This is a genomic window from Synechocystis sp. FACHB-908 (genome assembly GCF_014698595.1).
In the GTDB taxonomy this organism is placed as follows: Bacteria; Cyanobacteriota; Cyanobacteriia; order Cyanobacteriales; family Microcystaceae; genus Synechocystis.
Window position 1 is genome coordinate 1 of sequence record NZ_JACJTH010000006.1, and the last position, 25,782, is coordinate 25,782.

18 protein-coding genes and 1 pseudogene are annotated in these 25,782 nt (G+C 47.9%); 9 read left to right on the plus strand and 10 right to left on the minus strand.

From position 1 onward, the window contains the following. Positions 1-132 (plus strand): transposase (locus H6G46_RS00810; protein ID WP_190759818.1); only part of this gene is annotated, 132 nt, incomplete at its 5' end. 26 nt (positions 133-158) lie between these two features. Here H6G46_RS00810 and H6G46_RS00815 read toward each other — a convergent pair. The 7 genes and pseudogenes from H6G46_RS00815 to H6G46_RS00845 form a co-directional block, all read right to left on the minus strand. Continuing rightward, positions 159-629 (minus strand): annotated as a pseudogene (locus tag H6G46_RS00815) (IS701 family transposase); the annotation flags it as partial. A 237-nt stretch (positions 630-866) separates the two neighbouring features. After that, complete coding sequence (locus H6G46_RS00820; RefSeq protein WP_223211312.1) at positions 867-2,501, minus strand: S8 family serine peptidase; 1,635 nt, start codon at positions 2,499-2,501, stop codon at positions 867-869. A 198-nt stretch (positions 2,502-2,699) separates the two neighbouring features. Next, positions 2,700-3,335 (minus strand): HAD family hydrolase, encoded by a 636-nt coding sequence (locus H6G46_RS00825; protein ID WP_010874296.1) that lies wholly within the window; start codon positions 3,333-3,335, stop codon positions 2,700-2,702. Between the two features lie 110 nt (positions 3,336-3,445). Beyond that, a complete protein-coding gene (gene truB, locus H6G46_RS00830) occupies positions 3,446-4,336 on the minus strand; it encodes a tRNA pseudouridine(55) synthase TruB (RefSeq protein WP_010874295.1) in 891 nt (296 codons plus the stop codon). A 111-nt stretch (positions 4,337-4,447) separates the two neighbouring features. Further along, entirely contained in the window at positions 4,448-4,924 is a 477-nt protein-coding gene (locus H6G46_RS00835; RefSeq protein WP_010874294.1) for a hypothetical protein, read from the minus strand. A gap of 70 nt (positions 4,925-4,994) precedes the next feature. Then, on the minus strand, positions 4,995-5,420 hold the full coding sequence (locus tag H6G46_RS00840) for a phasin family protein (RefSeq protein WP_010874293.1): 426 nt from the start codon (positions 5,418-5,420) through the stop codon (positions 4,995-4,997). Positions 5,421-5,477: 57 nt separating this feature from the next. After that, complete coding sequence (locus tag H6G46_RS00845; RefSeq protein WP_020861886.1) at positions 5,478-8,150, minus strand: efflux RND transporter permease subunit; 2,673 nt, start codon at positions 8,148-8,150, stop codon at positions 5,478-5,480. A gap of 204 nt (positions 8,151-8,354) precedes the next feature. Here H6G46_RS00845 and H6G46_RS00850 point away from each other — a divergent pair, with 204 nt between their 5' ends. Both H6G46_RS00850 and H6G46_RS00855 read left to right on the plus strand, forming a co-directional pair. Beyond that, positions 8,355-8,810: an SRPBCC family protein gene (locus H6G46_RS00850; protein ID WP_010874291.1), complete on the plus strand. Its 456-nt coding sequence runs from the start codon at positions 8,355-8,357 to the stop codon at positions 8,808-8,810. A 75-nt stretch (positions 8,811-8,885) separates the two neighbouring features. Beyond that, positions 8,886-9,143 carry a hypothetical protein gene (locus tag H6G46_RS00855; protein ID WP_020861887.1) on the plus strand — a complete coding sequence of 86 codons (258 nt, stop codon included), beginning with the start codon at positions 8,886-8,888 and terminating at the stop codon, positions 9,141-9,143. Between the two features lie 125 nt (positions 9,144-9,268). On the opposite strand, the gene H6G46_RS00860 is transcribed toward H6G46_RS00855, so the two are convergent. Both H6G46_RS00860 and ilvD read right to left on the minus strand, forming a co-directional pair. Next, on the minus strand, positions 9,269-11,686 hold the full coding sequence (locus H6G46_RS00860) for a phosphoketolase family protein (RefSeq protein WP_020861888.1): 2,418 nt from the start codon (positions 11,684-11,686) through the stop codon (positions 9,269-9,271). 172 nt (positions 11,687-11,858) lie between these two features. Then, entirely contained in the window at positions 11,859-13,544 is a 1,686-nt protein-coding gene (gene ilvD / locus H6G46_RS00865) for a dihydroxy-acid dehydratase (RefSeq protein WP_010874288.1), read from the minus strand. A 143-nt stretch (positions 13,545-13,687) separates the two neighbouring features. Between ilvD and H6G46_RS00870 the strand changes: the two genes are divergently transcribed. Both H6G46_RS00870 and H6G46_RS00875 read left to right on the plus strand, forming a co-directional pair. Next, a complete protein-coding gene (locus H6G46_RS00870; RefSeq protein WP_223211311.1) occupies positions 13,688-15,058 on the plus strand; it encodes a GIY-YIG nuclease family protein in 1,371 nt (456 codons plus the stop codon). Between the two features lie 37 nt (positions 15,059-15,095). Continuing rightward, a complete protein-coding gene (locus H6G46_RS00875) occupies positions 15,096-15,431 on the plus strand; it encodes a hypothetical protein (RefSeq protein ID WP_010874286.1) in 336 nt (111 codons plus the stop codon). Positions 15,432-15,541: 110 nt separating this feature from the next. On the opposite strand, the gene H6G46_RS00880 is transcribed toward H6G46_RS00875, so the two are convergent. Beyond that, on the minus strand, positions 15,542-18,562 hold the full coding sequence (locus H6G46_RS00880; RefSeq protein ID WP_010874285.1) for an RNA helicase: 3,021 nt from the start codon (positions 18,560-18,562) through the stop codon (positions 15,542-15,544). Between the two features lie 402 nt (positions 18,563-18,964). Here H6G46_RS00880 and H6G46_RS00885 point away from each other — a divergent pair, with 402 nt between their 5' ends. The 4 genes from H6G46_RS00885 (at position 18,965) to H6G46_RS00900 (ending at position 25,754) form a co-directional block, all read left to right on the plus strand. After that, positions 18,965-20,374 carry a lipoprotein gene (locus tag H6G46_RS00885; RefSeq protein WP_010874284.1) on the plus strand — a complete coding sequence of 470 codons (1,410 nt, stop codon included), beginning with the start codon at positions 18,965-18,967 and terminating at the stop codon, positions 20,372-20,374. A gap of 57 nt (positions 20,375-20,431) precedes the next feature. Next, positions 20,432-20,935: a hypothetical protein gene (locus H6G46_RS00890; RefSeq protein ID WP_010874283.1), complete on the plus strand. Its 504-nt coding sequence runs from the start codon at positions 20,432-20,434 to the stop codon at positions 20,933-20,935. Positions 20,936-20,945: 10 nt separating this feature from the next. Further along, complete coding sequence (locus H6G46_RS00895) at positions 20,946-22,433, plus strand: hypothetical protein (protein WP_010874282.1); 1,488 nt, start codon at positions 20,946-20,948, stop codon at positions 22,431-22,433. A gap of 102 nt (positions 22,434-22,535) precedes the next feature. Continuing rightward, entirely contained in the window at positions 22,536-25,754 is a 3,219-nt protein-coding gene (locus tag H6G46_RS00900; RefSeq protein WP_010874281.1) for a hypothetical protein, read from the plus strand. The last annotated feature ends 28 nt before the right edge of the window (positions 25,755-25,782 follow it).

Consider the following 25,782-nt stretch of genomic DNA (forward strand, 5'->3'; position numbering starts at 1 on the left):
CTTTTTTTGCCGAAATATTCTCCTGATTTAAATGATATTGAGCATGACTTTAGTGCCTTGAAACGAGCTAGAATGTACGCTCCTATTGACACGTCTCTTGATGAAATTATCCGTTCTTACTGTGGCGTTTAGCGTCTCAGCTTTATTTTAAACTACTATATATTGAAACCAAGCTCTTTTATTTCTTTGATAATTTCCCCTACTATCTCTGGTTTACTTTTGTATTTATCCCCCTCTTTTAGTCTTGTCTCTGGTTTATATACTTTGCTGATTAATGGTACTGTCATTCCCTTTATAATTCCATAACACATCACCTCTACTATTCCATTTTCTATTTTTCCTAGATTGCCAATATACTGACGCGCAACATAATCTGTCTTTCTTCCTTTTTTCCTATCCCCTGTTTCGTCTATGAGCATTGTTATTGCTTCTCCTTCCGCAAAACTCAGAATTTTATTAATTCTTCTTTCCCTTACCTCCTCTAACGACCAAGGGCTGTTACCGAAGAAATAGTCAAATCCTTGTCCATTTTCTAGTCCTACTACCTTAGCTATTTCTGGGAAGGTTTTTCTCTTTATATTCGCAATTAATCCTAGATGCAAGTATTTAAAGTATTCAAAGCTTCTCACTTTTGGAAATAAAATAAGTCTCTGTATCCTTCGCAGTATTTGTCAATGAATTGTACTGTTTCTTTTGCTTCACGTGGGGCAACCATATACCACCTCTGCATTTCAGACTATCTTCTCCATCTTATCCTACCCACAATGATAGAAGAGCGATATCGTTTTAAGACTTGGTGTAATTTACCTGATTGGCCACATCACCCTCAAGTTTCCGGAGACTGGTTAGGTTCTCGGTTACTCTGCTCAATTAGTAACAGTCCACCAACTCAGGGCATAGTTTTCTGGTCGGGGTGCAGTTCCACCGCCCTGATGTTTGACTTGAATAGTATATTTCCCCGTACTAGCAATGGGGCAGAGAAAATGTTCTACGTTATCAACTTTGCTTTGAGAAGAACAAACCACCGGGGTAGCCCCGCCTTGGTCAGTGATAAATAGATCTAGGTTACTTAGGGGCTGGGCTTGAAAACTCTCCCCTAGGTCATATTGTTGATTACCATTACTGTCCAACAATTGCACTAGTCTTTCCCACACAAGGGTGACACTGGCAAATTCTCCTCCCTTTAAAGGTTTAGACAAAGAATAACTGATGGTCTGTCCCGGTTGAATTGCCCCGTAATCCCAGGCGATCGCCGGGAGATCATTTTCCCCAGGCCCATAGGCTCCAGACTGGAATTGTTCTAGGGCTCGACGGGCGTTCAGTTGACCAGCTCCCATTTCCAAATCCAACGGTAGGACGGGGTCTCGGTAAGCTTCCGTTGCTAGCCAATCCCGTTTTTTACTGCTGTAAAGAGTGTAGTTTGTGCCCAAACCGGCATTGCGAATTTTTACTGCTGAATTGAGTAACACCGCTTTCATCACCATGGGCCTGCGGGCATCTAAATTCCAGCGGCTACTGTTGGTATTGACCAATAACTGGCGATCGCCAAATTCCTGCAATAAAGCAACGGTGCCCGTCACCAGAGGGGAGGCAAAGCTACTGCCACTGACCCATTCCACTCGCCCCTTCATGTCATACAGATAAAAATCACTGCCTGGAGCCACCAAGCTCACCCCCTGGCGTCTCCCCTGATTGATTTCCCGTTCCACTATTCTTTTGCCCATGCCCTCCGGTTGCCGACTCAGATTTGTAAAGGCCATGCGGTCATAGCGCCCCTGGCGATCGGCAGATTGGACAGTGTAGGCGACGGTGATGCCATTATAGTTATCCGTCGGAATGGCAATGCCTCCCGTACCCTGGTTTCCGGCCACCACAAAGAGTAGATTTTGCTGTTGGGTCAGCCAATCTAAACACAAAGTTAATAAAGCATTGCCGTCCAACTGGGCATCCCCCCTAGCGTCCCGCTCCAACGACTCCCCATAGCTCAAATTGACTGCCCGGATGTTGCTCCCATCTTGGCGACTAACAAATTGTCCGGCCAAGCATTGTTGGGGTTGCAAATTTTCTGATAGTGGCCCCATGGCGGTGGAGTAAAGTCGAGCTTCCGGTGCTACCCCTGGATAACGTTTATCCCGGCTAACCATGGCCTGGGCCACCATACCGGCATGGTCGTCAAAAAAACGATTGCGGGGGGAAATTTGATTGAGATGAAACACCCCTGTTAAACGGTAAGGGGGTTGCCAACCGCCCAACTTATCCCAAAGATATTGCACTGGCCGACCCATTTCCATCTGGCCAATGGCGATCTTGCGACCAGTTAGACTGTGGGGAGACTGATGCAAAAACTCACTTTCGATGCCCTTTTCGCTGAGATAACTAGGGTAAACTTCATTGGCAAATACAGAACCGGCCAGCAACGCTCCTTGGCAGAGAATTGTGCAATGGAATGCTAATATTTGTCGAATTTGTTTCAATTGATGACCGTAATTATGTTTGAGCAAAATTTCCTGCCATTAGATCACCGTCAAGTCTTCACCGCAGTGGGAATAAATTTTAGGATAGCGTAGCCTTCTAAGAACCTGTTTATAAAGTCTGATTCTGCCCCCTAAATCTCCTCACTAAAGCTCCGGCAATACTGGGGGACTTTGACTTAGTTTCCCCCCAAACTTGTGGAGCCAGGGGGGCTTTTCAAACACGCTCTAAAGGGCGATCGCCAAAATATCGGCCAGTTGGCTGAGGCGATGATCCACTGGCAAATCCGCTGGGAGGGAACCATAGCCATACTCAGCAAAAATACTCACTGCGCCGCAGGCTTGTCCCATGCGAATGCCCACTTCTGCATCTTCTACGTGCAACAGGGTTTGGTAATCGTAGGGAGCGAGCAATTGTTGTAGGTAACGGGGATCGGGCTTGGCAAATGGGGAATCATCCGCCGCCAGCATGGTTTCAATGGCCGACCATAAACCCACTCCTTGCAAGGCCGCTGTTTGGGTACGGCGATCGCCGGAAGTGCAGGCTAGAATGCGGTAATCCCGTTGCTTTAAAGTAGTTAAAACCGTTACCGCGTTGGGCATGGGGGCCGCCAGTTGGGGGAGATTTTCGATGTAAAAAGGTTGGACAAAATCTTTAAAAATACGTTCTACTTCTTGCCTAGGGCAGCCTAATTTTTCTAGCATGAGGGAAGCTTTCAGTCCCACTAGGGAAACCACCGTTTGGCGATCGGGCCTAGGTAAGCCTAACTGTTCAATGCCATAGGCAAAGGCTTGGTAGTTAGCTTCTTCGGAGTCGATTAATACTCCATCGAGGTCAAAAACAATAATTTTTTCGTTAGCCATAGTTAAGATGAGGGTAACAATTATTTGATTCTTTAAAAAAGTAAATTTGCAAGTTTTTAACTAAATTTTGTTCAAAAGTTAATGAAATCCAAGATTAGTTAGATTAATTTTTAATTCAGCACAACTTTTGGCCGTAACACCGTGCCATGGTCTTCTGGAGTCACCAGGGCAACGCCCAAGCATTTTACTGGGCCTAGCTCCGATGTGATTAGTACCACTCCCACGGGTAGATCTGGCAAGAGCAATCTTTGGCCGTGGAACCACCTTTTTTCCAATTCGCTATTCAGTTGAACTGTGGGTAAATGGCTTAACGCTTCCTGGGGAGGAATGAGAGGAATATGCTCCTCCTCCGCCACGATTTTTTCCAGGGCGGTTAAACCAACGCTATTATCCAGGGCCATGCCCCCACTCTGTTGCCGTACCAAGCCCGCCAACGTTGCCCCTGTTCCCAGGCGATCGCCAAGGTCCCTGGCTAAGGCTCGAATGTAGGTTCCTTCCCCACAGGTAACTTGTAAATCTAATTCCGGCTGATTCCCCGATCGCCAACCGAGTATTTTCAAATCATTAATAGTCACCATGCGACTGGGCACTGCTTGGGGAATGCCAGCCCTGGCCAATTCATACAAACGCTTACCATTAACCTGAATAGCGCTGTATTGAGGGGGAATTTGCTCAATTTCCCCCAAAAAAGTCGGTAAAATCTGTTCAACGGCGGCAAGGGTTAAATAACTAACATTTTTACTCTCTAATACCTCCCCAGCTAGGTCATCGCTGTCGGTACGTACCCCAAAGCGAATAAGGGCTTGATATTGCTTTGCCCCAGGTAAGTAGGGCAGTAAACGGGTAGCCGACCCCACCGCCAGGGGCAATACTCCCTCCGCCAAAGGATCTAGGGTGCCTCCGTGCCCCACCCGTTTTTGCCTTAATAGACGACGCACCTTGGCCACACAATCATGGGAAGTGAGGTGCAGAGGTTTATGGAGATTGAGGAAACCAAACATAGGGGGAGAATTGCTGGAGTTAAGGGGCGGCCACCAAAAACCTTAGCAGTTCCCTTTGGCGATCGCCTGCTTTGGCCGTTGAAAAGAGTTGTTGGAAGTTAGCAGAAACAATTAATTGGGATTGGGGCCTTGCCAGTCTGGACATTGTTCCGTTTCCCAACCGTAGGGATGCATGGCACACACCAACAGTTGCCCGTTGTACACATAGCCATGGTAATGCTGACAACCTTGGCAAGCCGGTTGATGATTGGCGTTGGCCGGCAGATGGGGATTAAGACCAAAGTCCCCGTCCAGGGAAGACCAGGGCACCAGGGAGGAATAGCCTCGATCATCCGTTTGATTGTTCCGTCCTTCCCGGCCCTGGCGATCGCCAAATTCCCCCAGGTCGCTTAAGTCCCCGTCAAAGTCTGACAAGTCTTCCCAGAAGGTGGACCATTCCTGCCAGAACCATTGCAGTTCGGTGCCCAATTCCTCTTCGATGGTTTCGGCTGCTTCCCCTAGGGCGTTCTCCATGTCTTCCACCCAAGTCTCCACCGCTGTGGTCAAGGTTTCCACCGCTAACCAGAGGTTTTTCTCCCAATCTTCCATAACTGTTTTGCTATTTTTTGCTATTTGCAGTGTTGACAACTTGCGGTAGACGGTTTCCCCTATGGTTAGGTTAGGGTTGACGGTTCAAACGTTGCAATTCTGCCTGGAGGGCCGCCACCTGTCGTCGTAGGGCTTCCACGTCCTCCGTTTGGGACTGGGCAGGAGTTTTTTGGGCGAGGGGATCGGGGTTGGCTTCCTCTTCATCGGTGATGATTTCAATGCGCCGGGGCTGTTTATTTTCCCCTTCCCCATGGGCGATCGCCTCCCCTTGGGCCTCTCTAATTAATTCATCCACATAGCGACGGGCTTCTTCCGCATTCATTTCCCCCCTTTCCACCAGGGTATCCACTAACTTCTGGGCATGGTTACCCAATTCTTTGATATTGCTATTGGCTGTTTCGGCGGCATAGGAAGCAATGCCAACCCCTAAATAGACTGCTTTTTGCACTAAGTCCCGCAACATAATAATTCTTACCGAAAACAACGTTGTCTTCATTTTGGCATTCCCCTCTACCAATGGCTAGGCGAGGGAAATATTACCAGGGTAGCTAGATCAGGTTTTTTCCGGCCTGGGCTTCTGCCCCCAAACATCGTCCAGCAAACTATATAAAACTGGCACCACCACCAGACTAAGTACGGAGGAAGTGAATAGACCCCCAATGATGGCGATCGCCATGGGTTGCCTGAGTTCCGCCCCGGCCCCCCATCCCAGAGCTAGGGGGAGCATACCCAAAATAGTGGAACTGGTGGTCATCAAAATGGGGCGCAGACGGATATGGCCGGTTTGCAATAGGGCTTCCTGGCGGGATAAACCCCGATGGCGCAGTTGGTTAGCATAGTCAATCAGGAGAATGGCGTTTTTGTCCAATAGGCCCAGGAGAAAAATTAGGCCAATCAGGGAAATCATGCCAAATTCGCTCTGGGTGACCAGCAGTCCCACCATCGCCCCGACAATGGATAGGGGTAAGGAAAGTAACACCACCATGGGTTCCAGTAAACGGCGGAATAGCCCCAGAAAAATGGCCGCCATGCCCAACAAGGAAAGTAAAAAGGCGAGGGCAAATTCTCGAAATACTGATCCGACCCGGGCCGATTCACCCTGCACACTCAGTTCTACCCCTGGGGGCAATAACCCCTCGGCGATCGCCGTTACCTGTTGGGTGAGATCCCCAAGGGCGTAATTAGGTAGTAAAGAAGCACTGAGATAGACGGCTCTCTGTCCCCGCAAACGTAAAATCCCTGTGCTGTCAGGTTCGGCCCCAGTGAGGCTGATTTGGGTTAAACCGGGCAAAGCCATCACCTTTTCCTCCAGAGCTTTACCCGTGGTTTGTAACAGGTCTAAATCATTGCCCAACAAAGCTAACTTGAGGGGCGTATCGTCCCCCGTTTGCACAAAGAGGATATTTTCCACCCTGGTGGTTACCCGGGGAATTTCCGGCAGAGCTTCCCGCACTTCCGTTTGCACTGTTTGGGTAGTCACCTCGCGGTCTGAGTCCAGTTTGACATAGATCTTGCCTTGGAGGGGATTGCCCTGGATGCCCACCACAGTAAACGTTTCCGTCACGGCAGGATCGGCCAAAATTGGGGGTTCCAACTCTTCCGCCACCCGTCGTCCCCGTCGTAATAGCACTGCTTCCGGATTAGTGGCCAGTTGATCAATCCAGCCAAAGGCTCCACCAGCGCTTGTGTCGTTGTTATTACCCCTGGGGGGAGTAGACAATGCCCCAGCAATTTTGGGGGGAGCGGATTGAAAAATAACGTTAAATTCCCCCCGGTCCAGGGTGGGAACAAATCCCTGGGGAATGAGGGGAATAATGGCTAAGCCTGCCATTAAACTGACTAGGGCCAGGGCCACAATCCACCAACGGTGTCCCAAAGACCAAGCTAGAACCCGTTGATAACCATTGCCGAGGGCATCTAAACCACGACTGAACCAGGACTGGGGCCGGGGAGTTTGGGTTCGTAGCCACAACACTGTCAACACGGGAGATAGGGTACGGGCCACCAGCAGGGAAACGATCACAGCCGCAGATACGGTGACCGCAAAGGGGAAGAAAAATTCCCCTAAAGTTCCCCCCAACAGGGCAATGGGTAGAAACACCACCACAATGGAAAAAGTGGTGGCAGACACAGTTAGGCCAATTTCCTCAGTGCCAATTTTGGCGGCCCGTTTGGGAGGTTCCCCTGCTTCAACGTGGCGGGCAATGTTTTCCACATCCACAATGGCATCGTCCACTACAATGCCAATAATTAACGCTAGAGCCAACAGGGTCAGGGTTTCTAGGTTAAAATCCAACGCCGCCATCACGATGAAAGTGCCCAGCAAGGAAAGGGGAATGGCGATCGCCGAGATTAGGGTGGCCCAACCGCTACGGAGAAAGGGGTAAATAATCAACACCGCCAAGACGATCGCTCCCAACAGGGCTTCAATGGTGGCCTGGGTTGCTTCCCGGATATAACCCGCTGTGGTTTCTGCTTCAATGAATTTTAACTGGGGAAATTTTGGGGCTTGCTCCACAATTAACTGCTCCACCCGGTCCACCACTTCCAGGGTATTGGCCTGGGCTGTTTTGACCACCTGCACCGCCAACACATCCTGGCCGTTATGACGAGTCAAGGTGGGGGGATTGATGGTTTGTTGGGCCAACGCCTTGACCCCTGGCGATCGAAAGTTAGCATCCCCCAGTAAATCCACCCGCAGTACCCCTGCAATGTTTTGGAGCTGGGGCATTAATTCTTGTTGCAACGGTGCCGCCATTTCCTCTAGGGATAACGTCTCGGACGCCACCGCATAGGTCACCGCCACTGATTCGTTCAAGTTGTAGGGAGCAACGGTAATTTCGCTGCCCGCTGGTAGAGTTACTCCCTGTAAAGATTGTTCCACCGCCGTGGTGGCCTGTTCCAGGGATTGGCCCATTAAAAAAATCACCGATGCCACCGTTTGCCCCGGGTAGGTGGAAGATTGCACGTCCGCATCGGCAATGGTAACTAGTTTTTCTTCCAGGGGAATGGTTAACTTCTGCTCCGTTTGGGCCAAATCCAACCCCGCACCACTGCTCTGGACAATCACCACCGGAAAGCTCACTTCCGGAAAGAGGGCATATTTGAGGGAACTAAAAGTCAATAGCCCCGCCACGGCGATCGCCAACCAAAAACCGATGGTAAAACGGGGATGGTCAATGGCCCAATGGGAAAGATTCCAGCGGGGAGCACGGGGGGACTGCATCGAGGGAATTCCTAACTTTTTCTGGGTACGATTCTTTGAAGATGAATTGATTCGCACCTCGGCTAATCTAGCAGAACATGGCCCTGGGCCATCCTTCTCCTCCGGCTTCTCCCATCGGCCCCAACAGTTAAGACCCCTGGAAATCTGTTACCATCCCCAAAAGATAAACCAGCCCCCCTTGAACTAGCTTTTTCCTAAACTTTTGTGATCTTTGAGCAAGGCATTGAAATTAAGGCCAGTGCCACAGTGGTAGAACAGTGTTTCACTGATTTGGATCTGATGCACCTTTGGCTCAACCCGGCCCTGCGTTGTGAACCCATCGGTCAATGGTCCACGGCGATCGGTGGCCGGAGTCGTTTTACTATCCAAATTCCCCTGCTCAAACCCAGCCTGAAAAGCGTCGTGGTGGAGAGATCGCCAGGGTTAGTGGTGTGGCAATTCAAAGGATTTTTCCAAGGGCAAGACCGTTGGGAATGTCGCCCCCTAGAAGAAGGTACCTATTTACTGAATAGATTCGAGTTCACTGTGCCCAACCCCGTTGTGCAATGGGGCTTTCAAATGTTTGCGGCCCGTTGGACCAGTGCGGACATGCAAGCTCAACTGCGACGGTTAAAACAGGTGGCGGAAAGGGAATATATCAACAGCGGCCTACATAGTTAATTCTCGGGGTTTCCCTACCAAAATCTTGAGTTAAGCTGGAAGAAATAAGCAGTGGCGATGACTAGGAGGTGGGCAGTGAAAGTAGAACGTCCTAATTCCCAGCAATTGAGTGGGGAAGAAACCCAAGAATTAGACTATTTACGAGCCCTGATCGAGCAGGCCGTGGCCGATGGTGTGGTCACCAAGGAAGAAGAATCCAACATTAAGGCCTTGGCACTCCACTCCAAGCCCCGGTATGAATTACTATCCCAGGAACTAGCCATGTACCGGGAACTGGTCACCAACAAAATTAATGCTGGCTTACTGGCAGGGGAAACCTTTGCCGATCTTTAACGGGAAAAGCTCCCCAACTTTGCTCTAGCTTCTGCCAAAATTTTGCTGGACCAGCGTTGTCCCCCATGGCCTAGCTAACCTATTGGAACAGAAACTAGAACGATGTCAGGGATTTTAGTTAAGGTCTAGAGGGGCCAGCGCCAATTAACGATTTCTGGCATATCAATGCCGTGTTCGTAGGCGTAGTTGGTGCAGTCAATCTGCATATCCTTGAGCATTTCCTTGATGTGGGCTCCGGCCACCCGCAATTGGGGCAGGCGATCGATCACATCAATGGCGAGGCTGAAACGGTCAATCTGGTTTTGAATCGCTAAATCCATGGGGGTGTTGATGTTGCCCTTTTCCTTGTAGCCCCGCACATGGAGATTGCCATGGTTAGTCCGTCGATAGGTCAACCGATGAATTAACCAGGGATAGGCGTGGAAGTTAAAAATAATCGGTTTATCGGTGGTAAAGAGGGAGTCAAAATCCCGATCGCTCAGGCCATGGGGATGCTCCGATTCCGGTTGCAGTTTGAGCAAATCAATCACGCTGACAAAGCGAATTCTCAGATTAGGAAAAAATTGCCTTAGCATGGCTGTGGCCGCCAAGGCCTCTTTGGTGGGAATATCCCCCGCCGCTGCCATCACCACATCCGGTTCCGTACCGGCATCATTACTGGCCCATTCCCAAATGTCCACCCCTTTAGTGCAGTTACGGATAGCGGAAGTCATGTCCTGGTATTGCAGGTGGGCTTGCTTATCGCAAACGATGATGTTGATGTAGTTTTTGCTCTGTAAACAATGGTCCGCTACGGAAAGCAGAGAATTAACATCGGGGGGTAAATAAATTCGCACCACATCGGGGCTTTTATTGAGAATGACATCGAGAAAACCGGGATCTTGGTGGGTAAACCCGTTGTGATCCTGTCGCCACACGGTGGACGTCATCAAGATATTTAACGAGGAAATATCTGCCCGCCAGTTGAGGTGTCGACAAATATCCAACCATTTAGCGTGTTGGTTAACCATGGAAGTGATCACATGGGCAAAGGATTCATAGGTGGCGAAAAAGCCGTGACGCCCGGTTAAAAGATAGGCCTCTAACCAACCTTCTAAGGTGTGCTCGCTTAACATTTCCATCACCCGACCATCGGGACTTAATTCCCCCCCATCCTGGTCTTCTTCTAGATATTCAGCAATCCAGAATTTTTTGCTAACCTCGTAGACGGCATGGAGTTTATTGGAACTATTTTCATCGGGGCCAAACAGGCGGAAATTGGTCATGTTGTTGGCCATCACATCCCGCAGAAATACTCCCAGGGGTGCAGTATTAGGGGCTTCGATGGTGCCTGGTTGGTCCACATCAATACCATATTGACGAAAGTCCGGCATTTTCAAACCCCGCCGTAACAAACCACCATTGGCGTAGGGAGTAGAGCCTAAACGCTTATCTCCCTCCGGGGCGATCGCCTTAAATCCCGGTTTTAAAGTACCTTGCTCGTCGAACAATTCTTCCGGCTTATAACTCCGCATCCAAGCTTCCAACTGTTGCAAATGGGCTGGATTCTCGTGCATGCCCCCCATGGGAACTTGGTGCGATCGCCAAAAACCTTCTACCTTATGGCCATCAACATAGTCAGGCCCCGTCCATCCCTTGGGAGTCCGCATCACAACCATGGGCCAACGGGGGCGCACGGCAATGCCCGTACTACGAGCTTCTTGTTGGATTTGATGAATTTCGCTCACACAATGATCCAACGTGGCTGCCATGGCTTGGTGCATAGATTCCGGGTCAGAGCCTTCAACAAAGTAGGGGGTATAACCGTAACCTTCAAATAAAGCCTTTAATTCTTCATGGCTAATGCGAGATAAAACACTTGGATTGTTAATCTTGTACCCATTGAGATGCAGAACCGGTAAAACTGCCCCATCCCGAATCGGGTTAATAAACTTATTGGAATGCCAGGAGGTAGCCAAGGGGCCTGTTTCCGACTCCCCATCCCCCGCTAAACCGACCACAATTAAATTGGGATTATCAAAGGCAGCGCCATAGGCATGGGATAGGCAGTAGCCCAATTCTCCCCCCTCGTGGATGGAACCAGGGGTTTCGGGAGTGCAATGACTGCCAATGCCACCGGGAAAGGAAAATTGTTTGAAAAAGCGCTTCATGCCGTCCTCATCTTCACTACACTCGGCAAAAAAGCGAGAATAGCTCCCTTCTAGGTAGCAGGGCCCCAAAAAGCCTGGTGCGCCGTGGCCAGGCCCCACCATGTACAGCATATCCTGGTCAAATTTCCTGATAATGCGGTTGAGATGGGTGTAGAGAAAACTAATGCCGGGACTAGAACCCCAGTGACCCAACAGGCGATGCTTGATCTGTTCCGGTTGAAGCGGTTCCCGCAAAAGGGGATTATCCCGCAGATAAATCATGCCCACTGCCAAGTAGTTGGCTGCCCGCCAAAAACCGTGCATTTGGTTAAGTTCTGTCGGGTCAAGGGGATTGCCAGTGACGGTGGATCTAGCTTGACCAAAGGGACTAAGGGAAAAGGGGGATGTAACCATGGAAAAAACTCCCAGACTTGTACATTTCCCTACCAGGGTAGAACCCACAAGTTATTTTGGCGTTAACCCCAAGAAGGAGGCTGTTTCATCTCGATAGCCTACACCCCCCAGCCCCATTGCTCTCTAAGAAATCCCTAGGCGATGCCCTTAGTCCCTAGCCCATGGGGGAATTTTAGAACAAGTCTATATCAGTCACTGCACCAAGGCTGCTGGAGGAAACTAACTTGGCATACTTGGCTAAAATCCCCCGGGGATAGCGGGGCTGAGGAGGAGTCCATTGGGCCCGCCGTTGGGCCAATTCCTCTTCACTGATGTTGAGTTGCAGTAACCGCTTGCCAGCATCGATGGTGATTTGATCCCCCTCTTGCACCAAGGCGATCGCCCCTCCCACATAAGCTTCGGGGGCAACGTGACCCACCACTAAGCCATAGGTACCACCAGAAAAGCGGCCATCGGTGATTAGGCCAACGGAGTCTCCCAACCCTGCCCCAATGATGGCAGAAGTGGGGGCTAGCATTTCCCGCATACCGGGGCCACCTTTGGGCCCTTCATAGCGCACGACCACCACATCTCCTGCTTGAATTTTGCCGGCTAGAATCGCTTCTAGGCAATCTTCTTCAGATTCAAATACTTTGGCGGGACCAGTGATCACCGGCTTTTTAACACCGCTGATTTTAGCCACACTGCCTTCGGTGGCCAGGTTACCTTTGAGCACTGCCAGGTGACCTTCTTGATAAACAGGGTCATCCCAGGAATGGATTACGTCCTGGCCGGCAGGGGGTTGGTCAGGAATATCGGCTAAAACTTCAGCAATGGTCTGTCCTGTAATCGTTAAAGCGTCACCGTGGAGAATGCCATTGACCAGCAATATTTTCATCACCTGGGGAATGCCACCGGCGGCGTGGAGATTAGTGGTGACGTATTTGCCGGAAGGTTTGAGGTCGCACAGTACAGGTACTTTGTGGCGAATGGTTTCAAAATCGTCCAAGCTTAGGGGCACCCCAATGGTGTTGGCGATCGCCAGCAGATGGAGCACTGCATTAGTGGAGCCCCCCACGGCCATAATCACGGCAATGGCATTTTCAAAAGCTTTCCGGGTCAGAATTTGACTGGGCAAAATCTGTTTTTTGATGGCTTCCACCAAAACCTTGGCGGACTCCTCGGTGCTGTCGGCTTTTTCCCCATCCACTGCGGCCATGGTAGAAGAATAGGGCAAGCTCATCCCCATAGCTTCAAAGGCGGAGGACATGGTGTTGGCGGTGAACATCCCCCCACAGGAACCAGCCCCAGGACAGGCATTCCGTTCAATGCCGTAGAGGGTTTCCTCATCAATTTTGCCAGCGCTGTACTGGCCCACCGCTTCAAAGGCACTGACCACTGTTAAATCTTCCCCGGCATAATGTCCGGGTTTAATAGTGCCACCGTAAACAAAGATAGAGGGAATATTGAGGCGAGCCATGGCAATCATTGCCCCCGGCATATTCTTATCACAGCCCCCGATCGCCAAAACTCCGTCCATGCGTTGGCCATTGCATACTGTTTCGATGGAATCAGCAATCACTTCCCGGGAAACTAGGGAATATTTCATCCCTTCCGTACCCATGGAAATACCGTCACTGATGGTGATAGTGCCAAACAATTGGGGCATGGCCCCCGCTGTCCGTAAGCCGGCCTCGGCCCGTAGAGCCAGATCATTAATGCCCATGTTGCAGGGGGTAATGGTGCTGTACCCGTTGGCAATACCCACAATGGGTTTCGTAAAGTCATCATCGCCAAAACCAACGGCCCGGAGCATGGCCCGGTTGGGACTCCGTTGGGTGCCCTGGGTAATTACCTGGCTTCTGGGATTGTTGGACATTGTTCTCTCCTGTCTCGTAGCGAATCTATGCTTCTGTCCATTGTCGATGGTTTATTCCCCTTTGCTCAAGCCTGGCCACAAAAAGTCAACTTAGGGAGATAGAACCTAAGTTTTGTAAAGAATAATTGCATGTGCGCATAATTTTGGTTGTCGCACCCAGAGAATATGCGTATAATCTTCTTTATACTTCTACTTATGGTTTAACCATGCCTGCACTCAATGTTTATGTGACCGATGATTTAAAAAGTCGAATGGCAAAGGTAGACGCAAATTGGTCTGATATTTGCCGAAAAGCAATAGAGACAGAACTTTTACGTCGAGAAAATAAAGGATTAGGCTCCCTTGATATTGAAGATGTTAAGGAGTGGATAACAGAGGAACTAGATCCCTTAAGTGAGCATGGTAGTGTAGTTGTTAAGCCTTATTTACACACCAAAGGAAAAGCGGCAAATGAAGTTAAAATCTTGTCACAATTTTACGAAGAAATAATATCTGAAGTCAAAAAATATTACCTCAACTCAATTAAGGGTAATTTTAGTTTACTTTTGGAAGACAAATATCAAGTTGACTTGTTGTTTCCGGGTAGAGAATGGATTTCTGGGGCGCTGGGATTACAGTTGTCACTTTTGCTTAACACACCCAAAGAAGAAGAAATAAATGATGAAGTTATTGATGGAGAATTTTTAGAAACTAGCAACTTTATTCCTTTATTAGAATCTGGATTGACACAAGTAGAGATGAAGATGGGTCAAAACAACGAATCCAACGAAATCACTAAATATATTGATATTGATCCAGAAATCCAAAGCTATCAGCAAAAAGAATTTGAAATCCCAGAGTTACCTAGTGAAATATACTCAATATTTAGGAAAGCATGGAAAAATATTTACGACCGCGAATATTGCGATCCACCAAAACCACCGACGGCGAATAAACTAAAACAATTATGGCAAGAATGGTATTATCCAGAAGCTTGGAATGATGCACAAAATTGGCTAGATAAATGGCAGAACCGCTATAAATCTAAAAAATATGTTTATGAATGGGAAAACATAATCGCTTCTTTTATGTGTGTCCTCGATGGTCAGGAATTTGATCCTTTAGATTCAGAATTACCAGAAGAATTAAATTCCTGGAATAGCTCTGATTTTTTATTCCTTTCCTTTATTGAATATATTTCAAAATTCATTTACGATGGAATTTTTTTGGAAATAACTCAAATTAATCCCGCAAAATTGTCAGCAGTACCAATTGAAGAAAGGGACGAACTACCAGAACAGCCTGGAATTTATTTTGTCCTCAACAAAGATGATGCAATTCAATATATTGGAATGTCAGTCAACCTTCAAAAGCGTTGGTATTCTCATCACAGACAATCTGATTTTGACTTAATAGAAGATGGCAAAATTGCTTTCATAACTTCGCTACCTAAACATTATCTGCAGGAAATAGAATCAGTTTTAATCAAAAGCTTTGTCCCTAAACTAAATATCAAGCTAAAACCCAAAGTTTAATGCCCATTATCAATAAATCAATTACCACGACAATACCATGGCTCTAATAGCAAGACTGATCGGCATAGTTCTCATTGGCACCGGCATCTATTTTCTGGGTAACAACATCATTTTCACTACCAACGTTTATCCTTACTTTTGGCGGGGTATTGCCGCCGATGGCTCAATTTTGGCCCTCATTGCTGGGGTGATGATGTTAGTTTTTTTGCCCGCCAGGGAAAAATCCTGGGGCTGGATACCGATTATCATCGGCGTGGTGCTGGTGTTTTTTAGCAGTCGAGCGATCCTTAATCCCACTAGTCTGTGGGAATTTCTGCTTTCTTTTGTCTCCATGGCCGTTGGCTATAAATTGGCCAGCCAAGGTCGCCTGTAGAAATAGGTCTTGTTGGGGGTAGTAAAAGGCCATGGCCGCCTAGTGTTTAGTGGCCAAGTGATCGATATATTCCCAGCGTTTTCGAGGAAATCCTCCCGATCGCCAATTGGTTAGAGGGGAAAACGCTTCATTTGTTGCACCGCAATGCGAGCATTCCGTTTTAGTCGGGGGGAAAGGTGGGGCACCTGGGGAATTTGCCAAAGCAGATCCACCGTGCGCCGGAAAAGTCGGACTAAATCCCCCTCATCCAAACTGGTCTGGCGGCAGAGGTTTTCCCACTCCATGCCCAATGCCCACTGTTCCACCAAGCCCATAAAATCCACTTCCAACCAAAGGGGAATGGCGATCGCCCGTTGATTTTGAGCTTTGATCAATTTACGTCGTAGATCCCAGAGATTAAGCCGTTGCAAATGATCCGCCACCGTCATAGCCTGCCAGAGGGCAAGGGGAGGTTGAGGGTGTTTAAGGCAAAATAATAGGCCAAACAAATCATTACTGGGACGGAGAGCGGCCAACACTACAGGGGAAGGCTTGAAATCAGTCCAAGCATCGGAACGGGGAGTTTCCGTAATGAGGGCACTGGCGGCGGCGGCCAACTGTTCTGGTTCCAAATCGTTGAATTTGCCGGAAATCAGGGCCAAACCCAACCACAATTCATTTTCCCCCCTCAGGGTGGCGGCCACTTCCCCCAACAGTGTGGGGGTATATTCCTCCAGGGCTTCCATTTCCTGCAAAATGTCAATTAAGTCTAGGAACTCCTGCCAATAGTAGGATTGACGGGATTGTAGGCGATCATACTCCTGTTGTCGTTTGCTTAGGGTTTTACGTAGTTCTTGCCGTTGGTGGAACTGCTCCAAAAGTTTGCCGGGATGTTTTTGGCTAGCCAGGGGATGTACTGCCAACAGTTTTTCCACATGGTCTACCCTGGCCTGTTGTTCTACCAGTTCTGGGCTGGGTTCTAAGGGATAGGTTTGGGGGTCTAGGCCTGCGGCGATCGCCAATGTTTCCTCATCTCCCTTCACCGATTTACCGGGAGCCAAAAGTTCCGCTGGGGGCGGGGTTAAATGCTGCCATTGGGCTGGGGACAGATTACCAATGGGCACCGCATAAATATCCCCCACAGTGACATGATACCAACGGTTATCACTGCCCAGGCAGCACCATTGGGGCAAATTATGGGCGGGGGCCAGGGGGGCAACAATGACCGCTAAACGAGGTTGATGGATTTTGACGTGGCGACCTTTGAGATATAAAAGCTGACCCGGTGCCAGGGTTTTGAGTTGATCCTTTAACTGTTGCTTTCGTTCTTTTTCCGCCTGTTCTTCCAGAATTTTCAGCAACCTTTGTTCTTCCCGCAGTCGCCCCCGGAATTTTTCGTAACTGCGTAAATCCTTTTCCCCAATGCCTGCCAACTTAATATCCAATTGGGATAATTTTTTCACCGTTTCGGCGATCGCCACCTTAGTGGGTTCCAGGGCAAACTGGGCCAAGTATTCGGCAAAGCTCCGTTCCAGCAAACTTTTTACTTCTTCCAAATCATGTTTTTGCAACAGATTCAGCACCATGCCATAGGAAGGGGTAAACCAACTTTTTAACGGTTCCGCCTCCGCTAGAGCTAAGTAAGAGGCCTCATTGGCCCCTTCAAAGGGAGTTTGCACCGTAATTACATGGCCCTCCGTATCCATACCCCGCCGCCCAGCCCGCCCCGCAATTTGTAAAAATTCCGAAGGACTGAGCATGGCATGACCTTCATTGGTACGTTTGGATAGGGCAGAAATCACCGTGGTGCGAGCAGGCATATTAATCCCCGCCGAGAGGGTGGCTGTGGCAAATACCACTTTGATCAAGCCCTGCTCAAATAACTTTTCCACCAGGGTTTTCATATCTGGCAAAATGCCGGCGTGGTGCACCGCAATGCCCCGTAAAAGGGGTTCAATCTGCTCGAACCTAGTCATGGGAGAAGATTGGGCAATCCAACCCCAGAGTTTGAACATACCTTCTGGATCGATCGCCAACGCAGTCAAAAGTCTTTGGGCCGCTTCACTGTCCTGGGGATGATCCAAATAGGCAACGACCGCTTGGACTAAATCCGGCAAACCATTGGCCAAATCCCGTTCCAACTTCTGCCGCAGTAGGGGATTTTTGCCAAAGAAAAAATCCAGTAGTTGCAGTTGGATACTTTCCTGCTCCGCCGGTTCCACCAAAGATAAATCTTCCAGGGATTGGGCCGCCTGTTCACAGCCCCGCCGACTAAAAATTACATAGATTACCGGCAACAAATTCCGTTCCTGTAGCTGTTGCATCACCAACAGGGGATAGGGACAATCCTCCCGGCGCATGCGGCGATTTTTACCAGAACGGGTATTTTTATTCCCAGCCTTGGGCAATAGGCGAGTATTAACTCCCGTTTTTTTCTCATTCAACAGGGGAAATAAACCTTTGCGGGTGCTGTAGTGAAAGGTGAGGGGCACAGGACGGAAATCGGAATTGACCAGCACACAGGGGGGGGAATCATTACGTTGCTCTCCCTGGCGTAATACTTTCAGGGAAACCCCAGTGCGGACTTGATTAATCCATTCGGTCAACTGTTCCGGGTTGCCAATGGTGGCGGACAAACCCACCAGTTGAATGGTGCTGGGACAATAAATGATTGACTCTTCCCACACAGTGCCCCGACCCCGGTCGCTGATGTAATGGACTTCGTCAAACACCACTGTTTCCACGTCCTCCAAAGAAGTGCCTACTTCCCCAATGGGGGTTTCGTAGAGCATATTCCTAAAAATTTCCGTGGTCATTACCACCACCGGGGCATCGGCATTGATCACCGTATCACCGGTAATTAAGCCCACTAGTTGGGCCGCATTTTCTAGGCCTAACTTCTCTAATTTTTCCTGGAAATCCCGAATTTTTTGATTGGACAAGGCCTTCAAAGGCGTAGTATAAAAAACCCTTTTTCCCCTGGCAATGGCTCGATAGATGGCATATTCTCCGACTACCGTTTTACCGGAACCTGTGGGGGCACACACTACCACTGACTGGTCTTGGTCCAGGGCGGCGATCGCCTCTTGTTGGAAGTCATCCAAGGGAAAGGCGAATAGATCAGCAGGGTTAGCGTAGGCTAGGGTTTTCACAGATTTAGGCAAAAGGGTGATTAAGTTCCCATTTTATCTGGTTATCCTGGAGGCAATTCAAACCGGGTGCTTTCTGTCTGTGCTTAATTAGTTAGCAGGGCTATCAGCTTGGGGAGATTCTAAGCGTCCCCGGTCAGTAAAAATTTAATCTGTTAGTAACAATACAAAACAGTTTAAGTTGTTTGAACCTGTGTAATGGCAATGGATAAGGGATGGGGTCACTTTAATATTGGCGCCGTGACTATTAAAGCTTTAGGGAATAACTCAAGGAACTCTCGCTTAGAATCGAAATGACTTGGGCTCACCCGCAGGCGCTTGATTTTTTCAGAGCAGTGCATTAGGCTAATGGGCGAACTCCCGCTCTGATGAATCATTTCCATTATTGTCTTTCTGGGTTTTTGCGTGAAAAGCTGGATTTTGTTCTCTTTGTTGGCTCTAGTATTAGCCGGTTGTGGCCAGAGGGGAGGTTTACCCTGTGTGGAAACAGACCAAGGGATGGTAGAGCGCAGAGACGAACAATCTTCCCCTGGGCCTTTTGAAAACCTGGATGTAATGGTGGGGGTAGATGCCAGTGAGTCCATGGTGGGTTTTGTCAGTCAACCTGGTGGTCGCTATGGCCAGGCGATCGCCTCTTTGCACACCCTTTTGCAAAACAAAAATTTGCCCACTTCCTATTGGCGGGTGGGGAGCAATGAAAATATTAGTCAGGCCCAACCGATTTCTGCTAACCAATTTCTGGCCGCCAGTAAAGCGCCCTTTTATTGTCGTCGGGATCAGCCAATAGCGGATTATCCTTGTGTTTCCAGTACTTTGGGGCAACTTTATGAATTGGAAAGCCCGGCCGCCGGCACATCTAATAATCAAGGGGAAAGAAATGAAGGGAGTGAAGAGGATAGCAACACTTCCACCAATACCAGTGCTACCCGCAGTCTGAAAATTTTACTCACCGACCTAGAACCGGACGATGCCGCTGTGGGACAAATTTCTGGCCTGATCAGCAAAGAGTTAAACAATAATCCCAACTATAAAGCCGTGCTCTTGGGAGTTCGGAGTCAGTTCCGGGGCAATGTTTATTCTGCCAACGCTGGTTATCCCACTTTTGTTTACAACACCACTGGCCAGGACGTGGATCAAAAGGGCAGACCATTTTTTATCCTGATGACGGGGCCCCAGGAAACGGTGGATGAATTGGTAAGGGAATTCCGTCAGCTTCCCTTAGATGTCAATAAAGCCTTTCGGGCCTCCGCCTTTGAGCTTGGCCAAGCAGATACGGTGACTCTAGACAACAGTTCTTTAAAAGGCACTATTCAAGAATGCGTAATTGACATTGGTTCCATAGACCGTCAGAGGCCAAACCAAGACCAGGAAAAGGATTGGCTTATGGTCGAACAAACCAATTGTGGTGAAAATTCTGCTAGCCCTCTGCCACCGTTGGAGTTAAATATTCCTTCTAAAAGTACCGTTTCCCTCACTGGTGGAGAGCTAACCCCAGATCTTTTCAATGTGTCTGAACCCTTTTTGACGGTGAAAAAAGCAGAAATTGCTCAAAATCCCGGGGGAGAGAATGCCCGCCTTTTATTAACCGCTGTTTTTGATGGCAATCAGGTACCCCAGGGGCAAGGAAAATTAGTTTACGTCACCCTTGGCGATCGCCAATTGGATCAGGCAGTGTGGCGGGATTGGGATATGGACATTAGTAACCCGGACGGGGCCAGAACCCAAAATTTACTGCTTTTTGTATCGGGACTACGGGGGGCGGTGGCCAATAATCAAGATGCTGTTAAGTTTTGTCTCGGCTATAGCCACTATTAAATTGCTTAATCAAAATTTTTGCTAATCTTCACGTATTAGTTCGGCAGGATAGGGGTTATGAAAATTACGGAGATAGTGGCCCTGGTGGTTACAGTAGCGATCGCCACCATTGTCATTTTTGGGTTACAGCCATGGTTGCTAGGGGGAAGTGGACTGCCTTTGAGTTTATCCCGGGGTAACTTGGATAAATGGGCCGCAGAGATTTTATTCCCCACCCTTTACGTGGTTTATGTATTGGGAGCGCTGTTACTCCTATTCTGGATTGCTAAAGCCCTCAGCAGTGGCTTCACCAAGGCCCAGGACGTGCTCAGCACCGGCGGTCTTTGGTGGATTTTTGCCATTGTCCTCGGTGTAGTGACCATGTTGGCTCTAGTGGGTCTGAGTTTCCTTAACGGCTGGTTTGATGACAGCCGTAACCTAGAACCATTTTTCTGGCTACTGGGCTTCATCATTGTCGATGTCTTGTTAATTTTCTGGCTGCCCACGGCCCTAGCCACTCCCAAATCCATGCGCTACGTGCCACCGGGGTCAATGTTATTACGCAAAATTTATGGAGGTTAGAGGTTAAGCCATGCAAAAAATTTATGCCATCGGTGTGGGGGGCAGTGGAGCTAAATGCGTGGAAGCGGCCATTTTTCTCCATTCCCTGGGGCTGTACGGCGACAACTCCGAACTAAGAATTTTATTGGTCGATGCAGATACCTCTAACGGCAACTCTCAAAGAACTGGGGTCAACTTCCGTACCACCGACGATGCCCAAAAAGCTTTTGGCCAAGGGAAAAGCCCCTTAATGAGTGGACAATTTTTCCACTACGGCACCTGGAATCCCCTGGGGGACCAAGTTCATAACAACAACTTAGCAGGGGTTTTTAACAAACAAGCTTTGCGGGCCAGTGCTCCTCCCTTAGCAAAATTATTTGATGCCCTTTACAGTCCAGCGGAACAAACTGCCGATCTAGGAGTGGGGTTTCGGGGCCGGCCTCCCATCGGTTCAGCGGTGATGAGTCGTTTAGAACTGGATAGTCTCCAGCAAACCCAGGCTGGGGGATGGCAACAGCTATTTAATAATCTAACCACGGATTTAGGGGTAGGTCGGGGCAATGATGTGGTGGTGCATTTCTTTGGCAGTATCTTTGGGGGAACAGGAGCTTCCGGGGTTCCTACCCTGGCTAAACTAATTAGTAATCAGTTAAAACAGGACAATCTTCGAGTTCGTATTCACGCATCTTTGTTGTTACCGTACTTTGCCTTTGAACGTCCTGACGACGGCGATCAAACGGTGTTTGCCGAAACTCGCTTTTTTGCCCTCAATACCCAAGCGGCATTGCAATACTTAACGGAGCAGTCCCAAGGCTGTTTTGATAGTGTGTACTTGATTGGGGACAATGCCCAAACTAGGTATGATTCCCACACTGGGGGCAAAAATCAGGAAAATGGGGCCCATTTTGTCGAACTGTACGCCGCCCTGGCCGCTAACCATGGTTTCGATCAACCCATGGGGGAAACGGTGGCCCACTACATCAGTCGGGGGGATATCAATAGTCTGATTTGGACGGACTTGCCGGATGACGAAATCGCTAAATTAGCCCTCAGTAAGGGAGTGCGCTTTGCCTACGCTTGGTTCTATAACTTTTCCTTGGAGTTGGAAGCGGCCCGGAAGTTGGGAGGTAAAAAGTTTGCGAAGGGTGCTCCTTGGTTCCAACACTTTTTTGCTCTTAGGGCAGGGGAAGAGGATAAACCCCTGGTGGACAATGCCCAGGAAGTGGCCAAAAATGATCTACTCACAGCCTGGGCCAAGAAGTTTTTGCAATGGGCCCAACAGGTTTCCTCTGCCCATGTCAATGGCGAGCAACTTTTTCAGCTCAAACATTTGGACGATCTGAAACAAAACCCCGGTTATCGTGAACATCTCCACCAATTAATTATTGATAAGGAGAAAAGTCAAGCGGCGCAAAGTGGCGATCGCCTGGACACAATCAAGAACCGTTTAGCAGATGAGGGCAAAAGTTATGATAAAGGCGTTTTTGGCTTAGCCCATGCCCTGTTTGATTTACTTTAGTCCGCTTTACGTTCATTTAACTGTGAATCAGCTTTTTGACCTAGGCTAATTGCACCCTATTTTTCCCTTCCCCCAGCTTTATTTTTAATTGCCTGACTAACCATGACTAACCAACCCCTACTTCCCAAAACTAATCAAGATTTTGCTGGTGGCGCTGCTCCAGGGGAATGGATCGCCGAGGGAGTGGGATTGTTTAACCGCTTGGGTAATAGTTTGGAGTTTGAAGCAGGAGCCTACCGGGAAGTAAATTCTATCCCTAGTCCTTGGTCTCGGCCGTTGCAATTAATTTCGGCTTTTCGCAACCGACAATACCCCAGTCGGGATTGGTTAATTGAGCAATATCGAGGTTTATTAACGGCTTTAGCCCTGGCGGAAAATTTAAATCTTAAGATCACTGCCACCCAGGTGCGGCTCAAGGATTATCAAGATAAGGAATTTGCCCGCTGTCTTTGGAAATTGCGCCCCAACGATAAAGATAATGTGTTGGCCATGGTTCCCCCCGATGGTCCCTGGGCGGAGTTGTATTTGTTTGAACTGGACGGCGTGGCGATCGGTATGACTAGTCCGGCCACCATTGTTTGCCCCACGGGTTATTTTCCTGAGCATTTAAGTCGCCGTATTGCGTGGATAAAAAATGGCTTTTTCACTAATCCCATTGGCAATGGTTTGGCTCCCAATCAAAAGGAGGTGTTGTTGCCTTGGTTGGAAAATTTGAAGGGTAATTTGATGCGTAATCCCCAAAATGAGGATTTGGCGGGACGGGTTTCGGGGATGATTGACGACTATATCCAAGATTTGGGGGTCACCACCAGTAATGTCTTTCAACCTACTACAAAAAATTTACCGTTTGGTATTCCTTTAGCTCCACCTCCGTTGAATGCTTTATATCCAGCGGAGGCGGTACAAAATCCTTCCAATGTGAGGGTAATTGCTTCAGCCAGTCGCAATCCCAGTAAGCAACTTTATATTCTTGATCCAGTACAACTACCAGGACTGTTAGGTAAACAACCCCAGGAAATTAATGTTATTGACGCGTCCCCTCTGCTCAATTTTGATCCTAATCTTCACCGGCGTTCCGATGCCATTTTTGCTACCCCGGCGGATATTTTCCAAGATAATCTTTATTTCCACAAAACAAAGGGTTTGTTACCGGGCACTTGGTTAGACCAAAAGCTAAATCTGGATAATCTGACCATTCTGTTACCCTTTAAGCCCTTTCTGCGGGAATATTTCAGCAGTGAAGATTTGGAAAAACAGGTGGAGTTAGCCCCGGTTTCCACTCCTGAAGGCCCGGGGGTACGGATTTCGCTGACGGTGCAAATATCAGGATTTGAGCGGCCTGTGGCCTATACAATGTCCCAGGAATATCCCCTCAAGGCGGAAAATGAAATTAAGCAGGATTTTCCCACCTTGGCGCTTTGGCCCAATGTGCCTCCCAGTTTATGGAAAGAATATTTCTTGCTAGTGGAAACCACGGAAGAGTATGGTGAGTTAGCTTTTCGGGTGGATCAGCCCACTCCCAATGCCCAAGCGGAAAATCGACGATCGGGTCAGGAAAGTTATCAGTACTGGAAATGTGATGCCTACCCCGATGTCCTCCTGGCGATTGATAAAAATGCCCAGCCGCTTGGTCTTATTCCTCTGCGGATACCCAAAGCCCAGGGCGGAAATGCCACCACTTGGACGGTGGGATTAGATTTCGGCACGTCATTTACCAATGTTTACGTGCGGAAAGGCTCTAGCGGTACTCCAGAAAGGTTGCAACTCCAAACTAATTTGCTGAAAATCACCCACAGTTTGGAAGATATTCAAACAGTAATTTATCGAGAATTTTTCATTCCTGATCTGCTTTTACCGGAAGGTAATAATCCTCCCATGCTAGCAATGCTAACCACCAGGGGATGGCAAGAAATAGATGGAGATATTCCAGAGCTTGTGGTAGATGGTCGAATATATTTTCCTCGGCTCGATAAATATGAACTCAATAAAGAGTTTATTAAAACAAACATTAAATGGGAAAAAGTACAGCATCAGCGTCCATTTTTATCACAACTGGCACGCATGATTGCTGCCCAAGCGGCATGGCAAGAAGTTCGAGAAGTAAAATGGTCCATTTCTTATCCATCTGCTTTTTCCACGATGGATCTCAATCGTTACCAGATTACTTGGAAGCGTGTACTAGACCAGTTGAATTTAGTCAGTGGACAAAATCACATCGTAGATGACAGAGGACTAAGAACTGAAAGCGTTGCTTTTGCACAATTTTTTGCCGATATTCTCAAAAAGAATCTCATTAACACAACTTGTATTGATATTGGAGGCGGCACATCAGATATTTCAATTTGGCAAGATAACAATTTAATACATCAAGTTTCGGTGCCATTTGCTGGAAGAAATATCTTTCACCGCATTTTAGAAAGTAATCTTAATTTTACTGATGAAATTTTTGGTTTGCCGCCAGAAGCTGCTCGTAATGTTGCGAAAGTATTAAGTGGTAATAACTTTGATTCTGCCCTTGATACTTATATGAGAAGTAATGCAGAAAGAATTTTATCGGAAGGTTATGCTATCAACTGCGACAAGCGGAGAAATCGTGAATTCAGAACGCTAATTAGTTTTGCTGTCGGAGGTCTATTTCACTATGTTGGACTAATCCAAAGAATACTACACGTACAAAATAAGCATTTCACGGATGGAATAGCAACTACTTTTCTCTTTGGTGGCAATGGTTCTCGATTTCTACATTGGCTAACTCCAACAGGTGAATTTTCAGAATCATCGGAAGTAAATATTCTTTTTCAGGGACTTTTAACAAAAGCATCTGGGCTATCATACAATCCAGAGGTTTCTACGCTATCTGAATATCCCAAAGAAGAAGTGTGTGGAGGGTTAGTTGTTCCAGAAGATGGAGAAAAGCTTCAGGGCATTGCAACTAACCAGAAAACTTATCCTTTTCTAGGGGAGTCTTGCACAATCAATGGTAAGGATTATGGATCTGAAGATTTATTACAAACTGATGATGAGTGGGAAGAAATAAATCAGTTTGAAATTGCGTCTTTTTCCCAATTAGAAAATTATATTAAAAATTTTAATCAGACAGTCAAAGAATTAGGAATAAATGAAGTTGATATATTGAGAAATTTTGATGGATCTGGACTTTATCAGTTGAGCAATGACGATCAAGTAATTTTGAAATCTCGTATTAAGAAAGCTTGTCTTCGGAAACATGGCCCAGTATCTGAATTTGAAGCAGAGCCAACTTTTTTAATCGTACTTAAATGTTTTATTGATTTAATTGCAGATAAGTGGTCTAAATCTTAAATATAATTGATAGTCTCATAGAATTTAA

What these genes read in the sequence shown, in the direction of transcription:
- H6G46_RS00825 (WP_010874296.1), bottom strand. Translation starts at nt 3,335, where the DNA reads ATGGCTAACGAAAAAATTATTGTTTTTGACCTCGATGGAGTATTAATC.
- truB (WP_010874295.1), bottom strand. Translation starts at nt 4,336, where the DNA reads ATGTTTGGTTTCCTCAATCTCCATAAACCTCTGCACCTCACTTCCCAT.
- H6G46_RS00835 (WP_010874294.1), bottom strand. Translation starts at nt 4,924, where the DNA reads ATGGAAGATTGGGAGAAAAACCTCTGGTTAGCGGTGGAAACCTTGACC.
- H6G46_RS00840 (WP_010874293.1), bottom strand. Translation starts at nt 5,420, where the DNA reads ATGAAGACAACGTTGTTTTCGGTAAGAATTATTATGTTGCGGGACTTA.
- H6G46_RS00845 (WP_020861886.1), bottom strand. Translation starts at nt 8,150, where the DNA reads ATGCAGTCCCCCCGTGCTCCCCGCTGGAATCTTTCCCATTGGGCCATT.
- H6G46_RS00860 (WP_020861888.1), bottom strand. Translation starts at nt 11,686, where the DNA reads ATGGTTACATCCCCCTTTTCCCTTAGTCCCTTTGGTCAAGCTAGATCC.
- ilvD (WP_010874288.1), bottom strand. Translation starts at nt 13,544, where the DNA reads ATGTCCAACAATCCCAGAAGCCAGGTAATTACCCAGGGCACCCAACGG.
- H6G46_RS00875 (WP_010874286.1), top strand. Translation starts at nt 15,096, where the DNA reads ATGGCTCTAATAGCAAGACTGATCGGCATAGTTCTCATTGGCACCGGC.
- H6G46_RS00890 (WP_010874283.1), top strand. Translation starts at nt 20,432, where the DNA reads ATGAAAATTACGGAGATAGTGGCCCTGGTGGTTACAGTAGCGATCGCC.
- H6G46_RS00895 (WP_010874282.1), top strand. Translation starts at nt 20,946, where the DNA reads ATGCAAAAAATTTATGCCATCGGTGTGGGGGGCAGTGGAGCTAAATGC.
- H6G46_RS00900 (WP_010874281.1), top strand. Translation starts at nt 22,536, where the DNA reads ATGACTAACCAACCCCTACTTCCCAAAACTAATCAAGATTTTGCTGGT.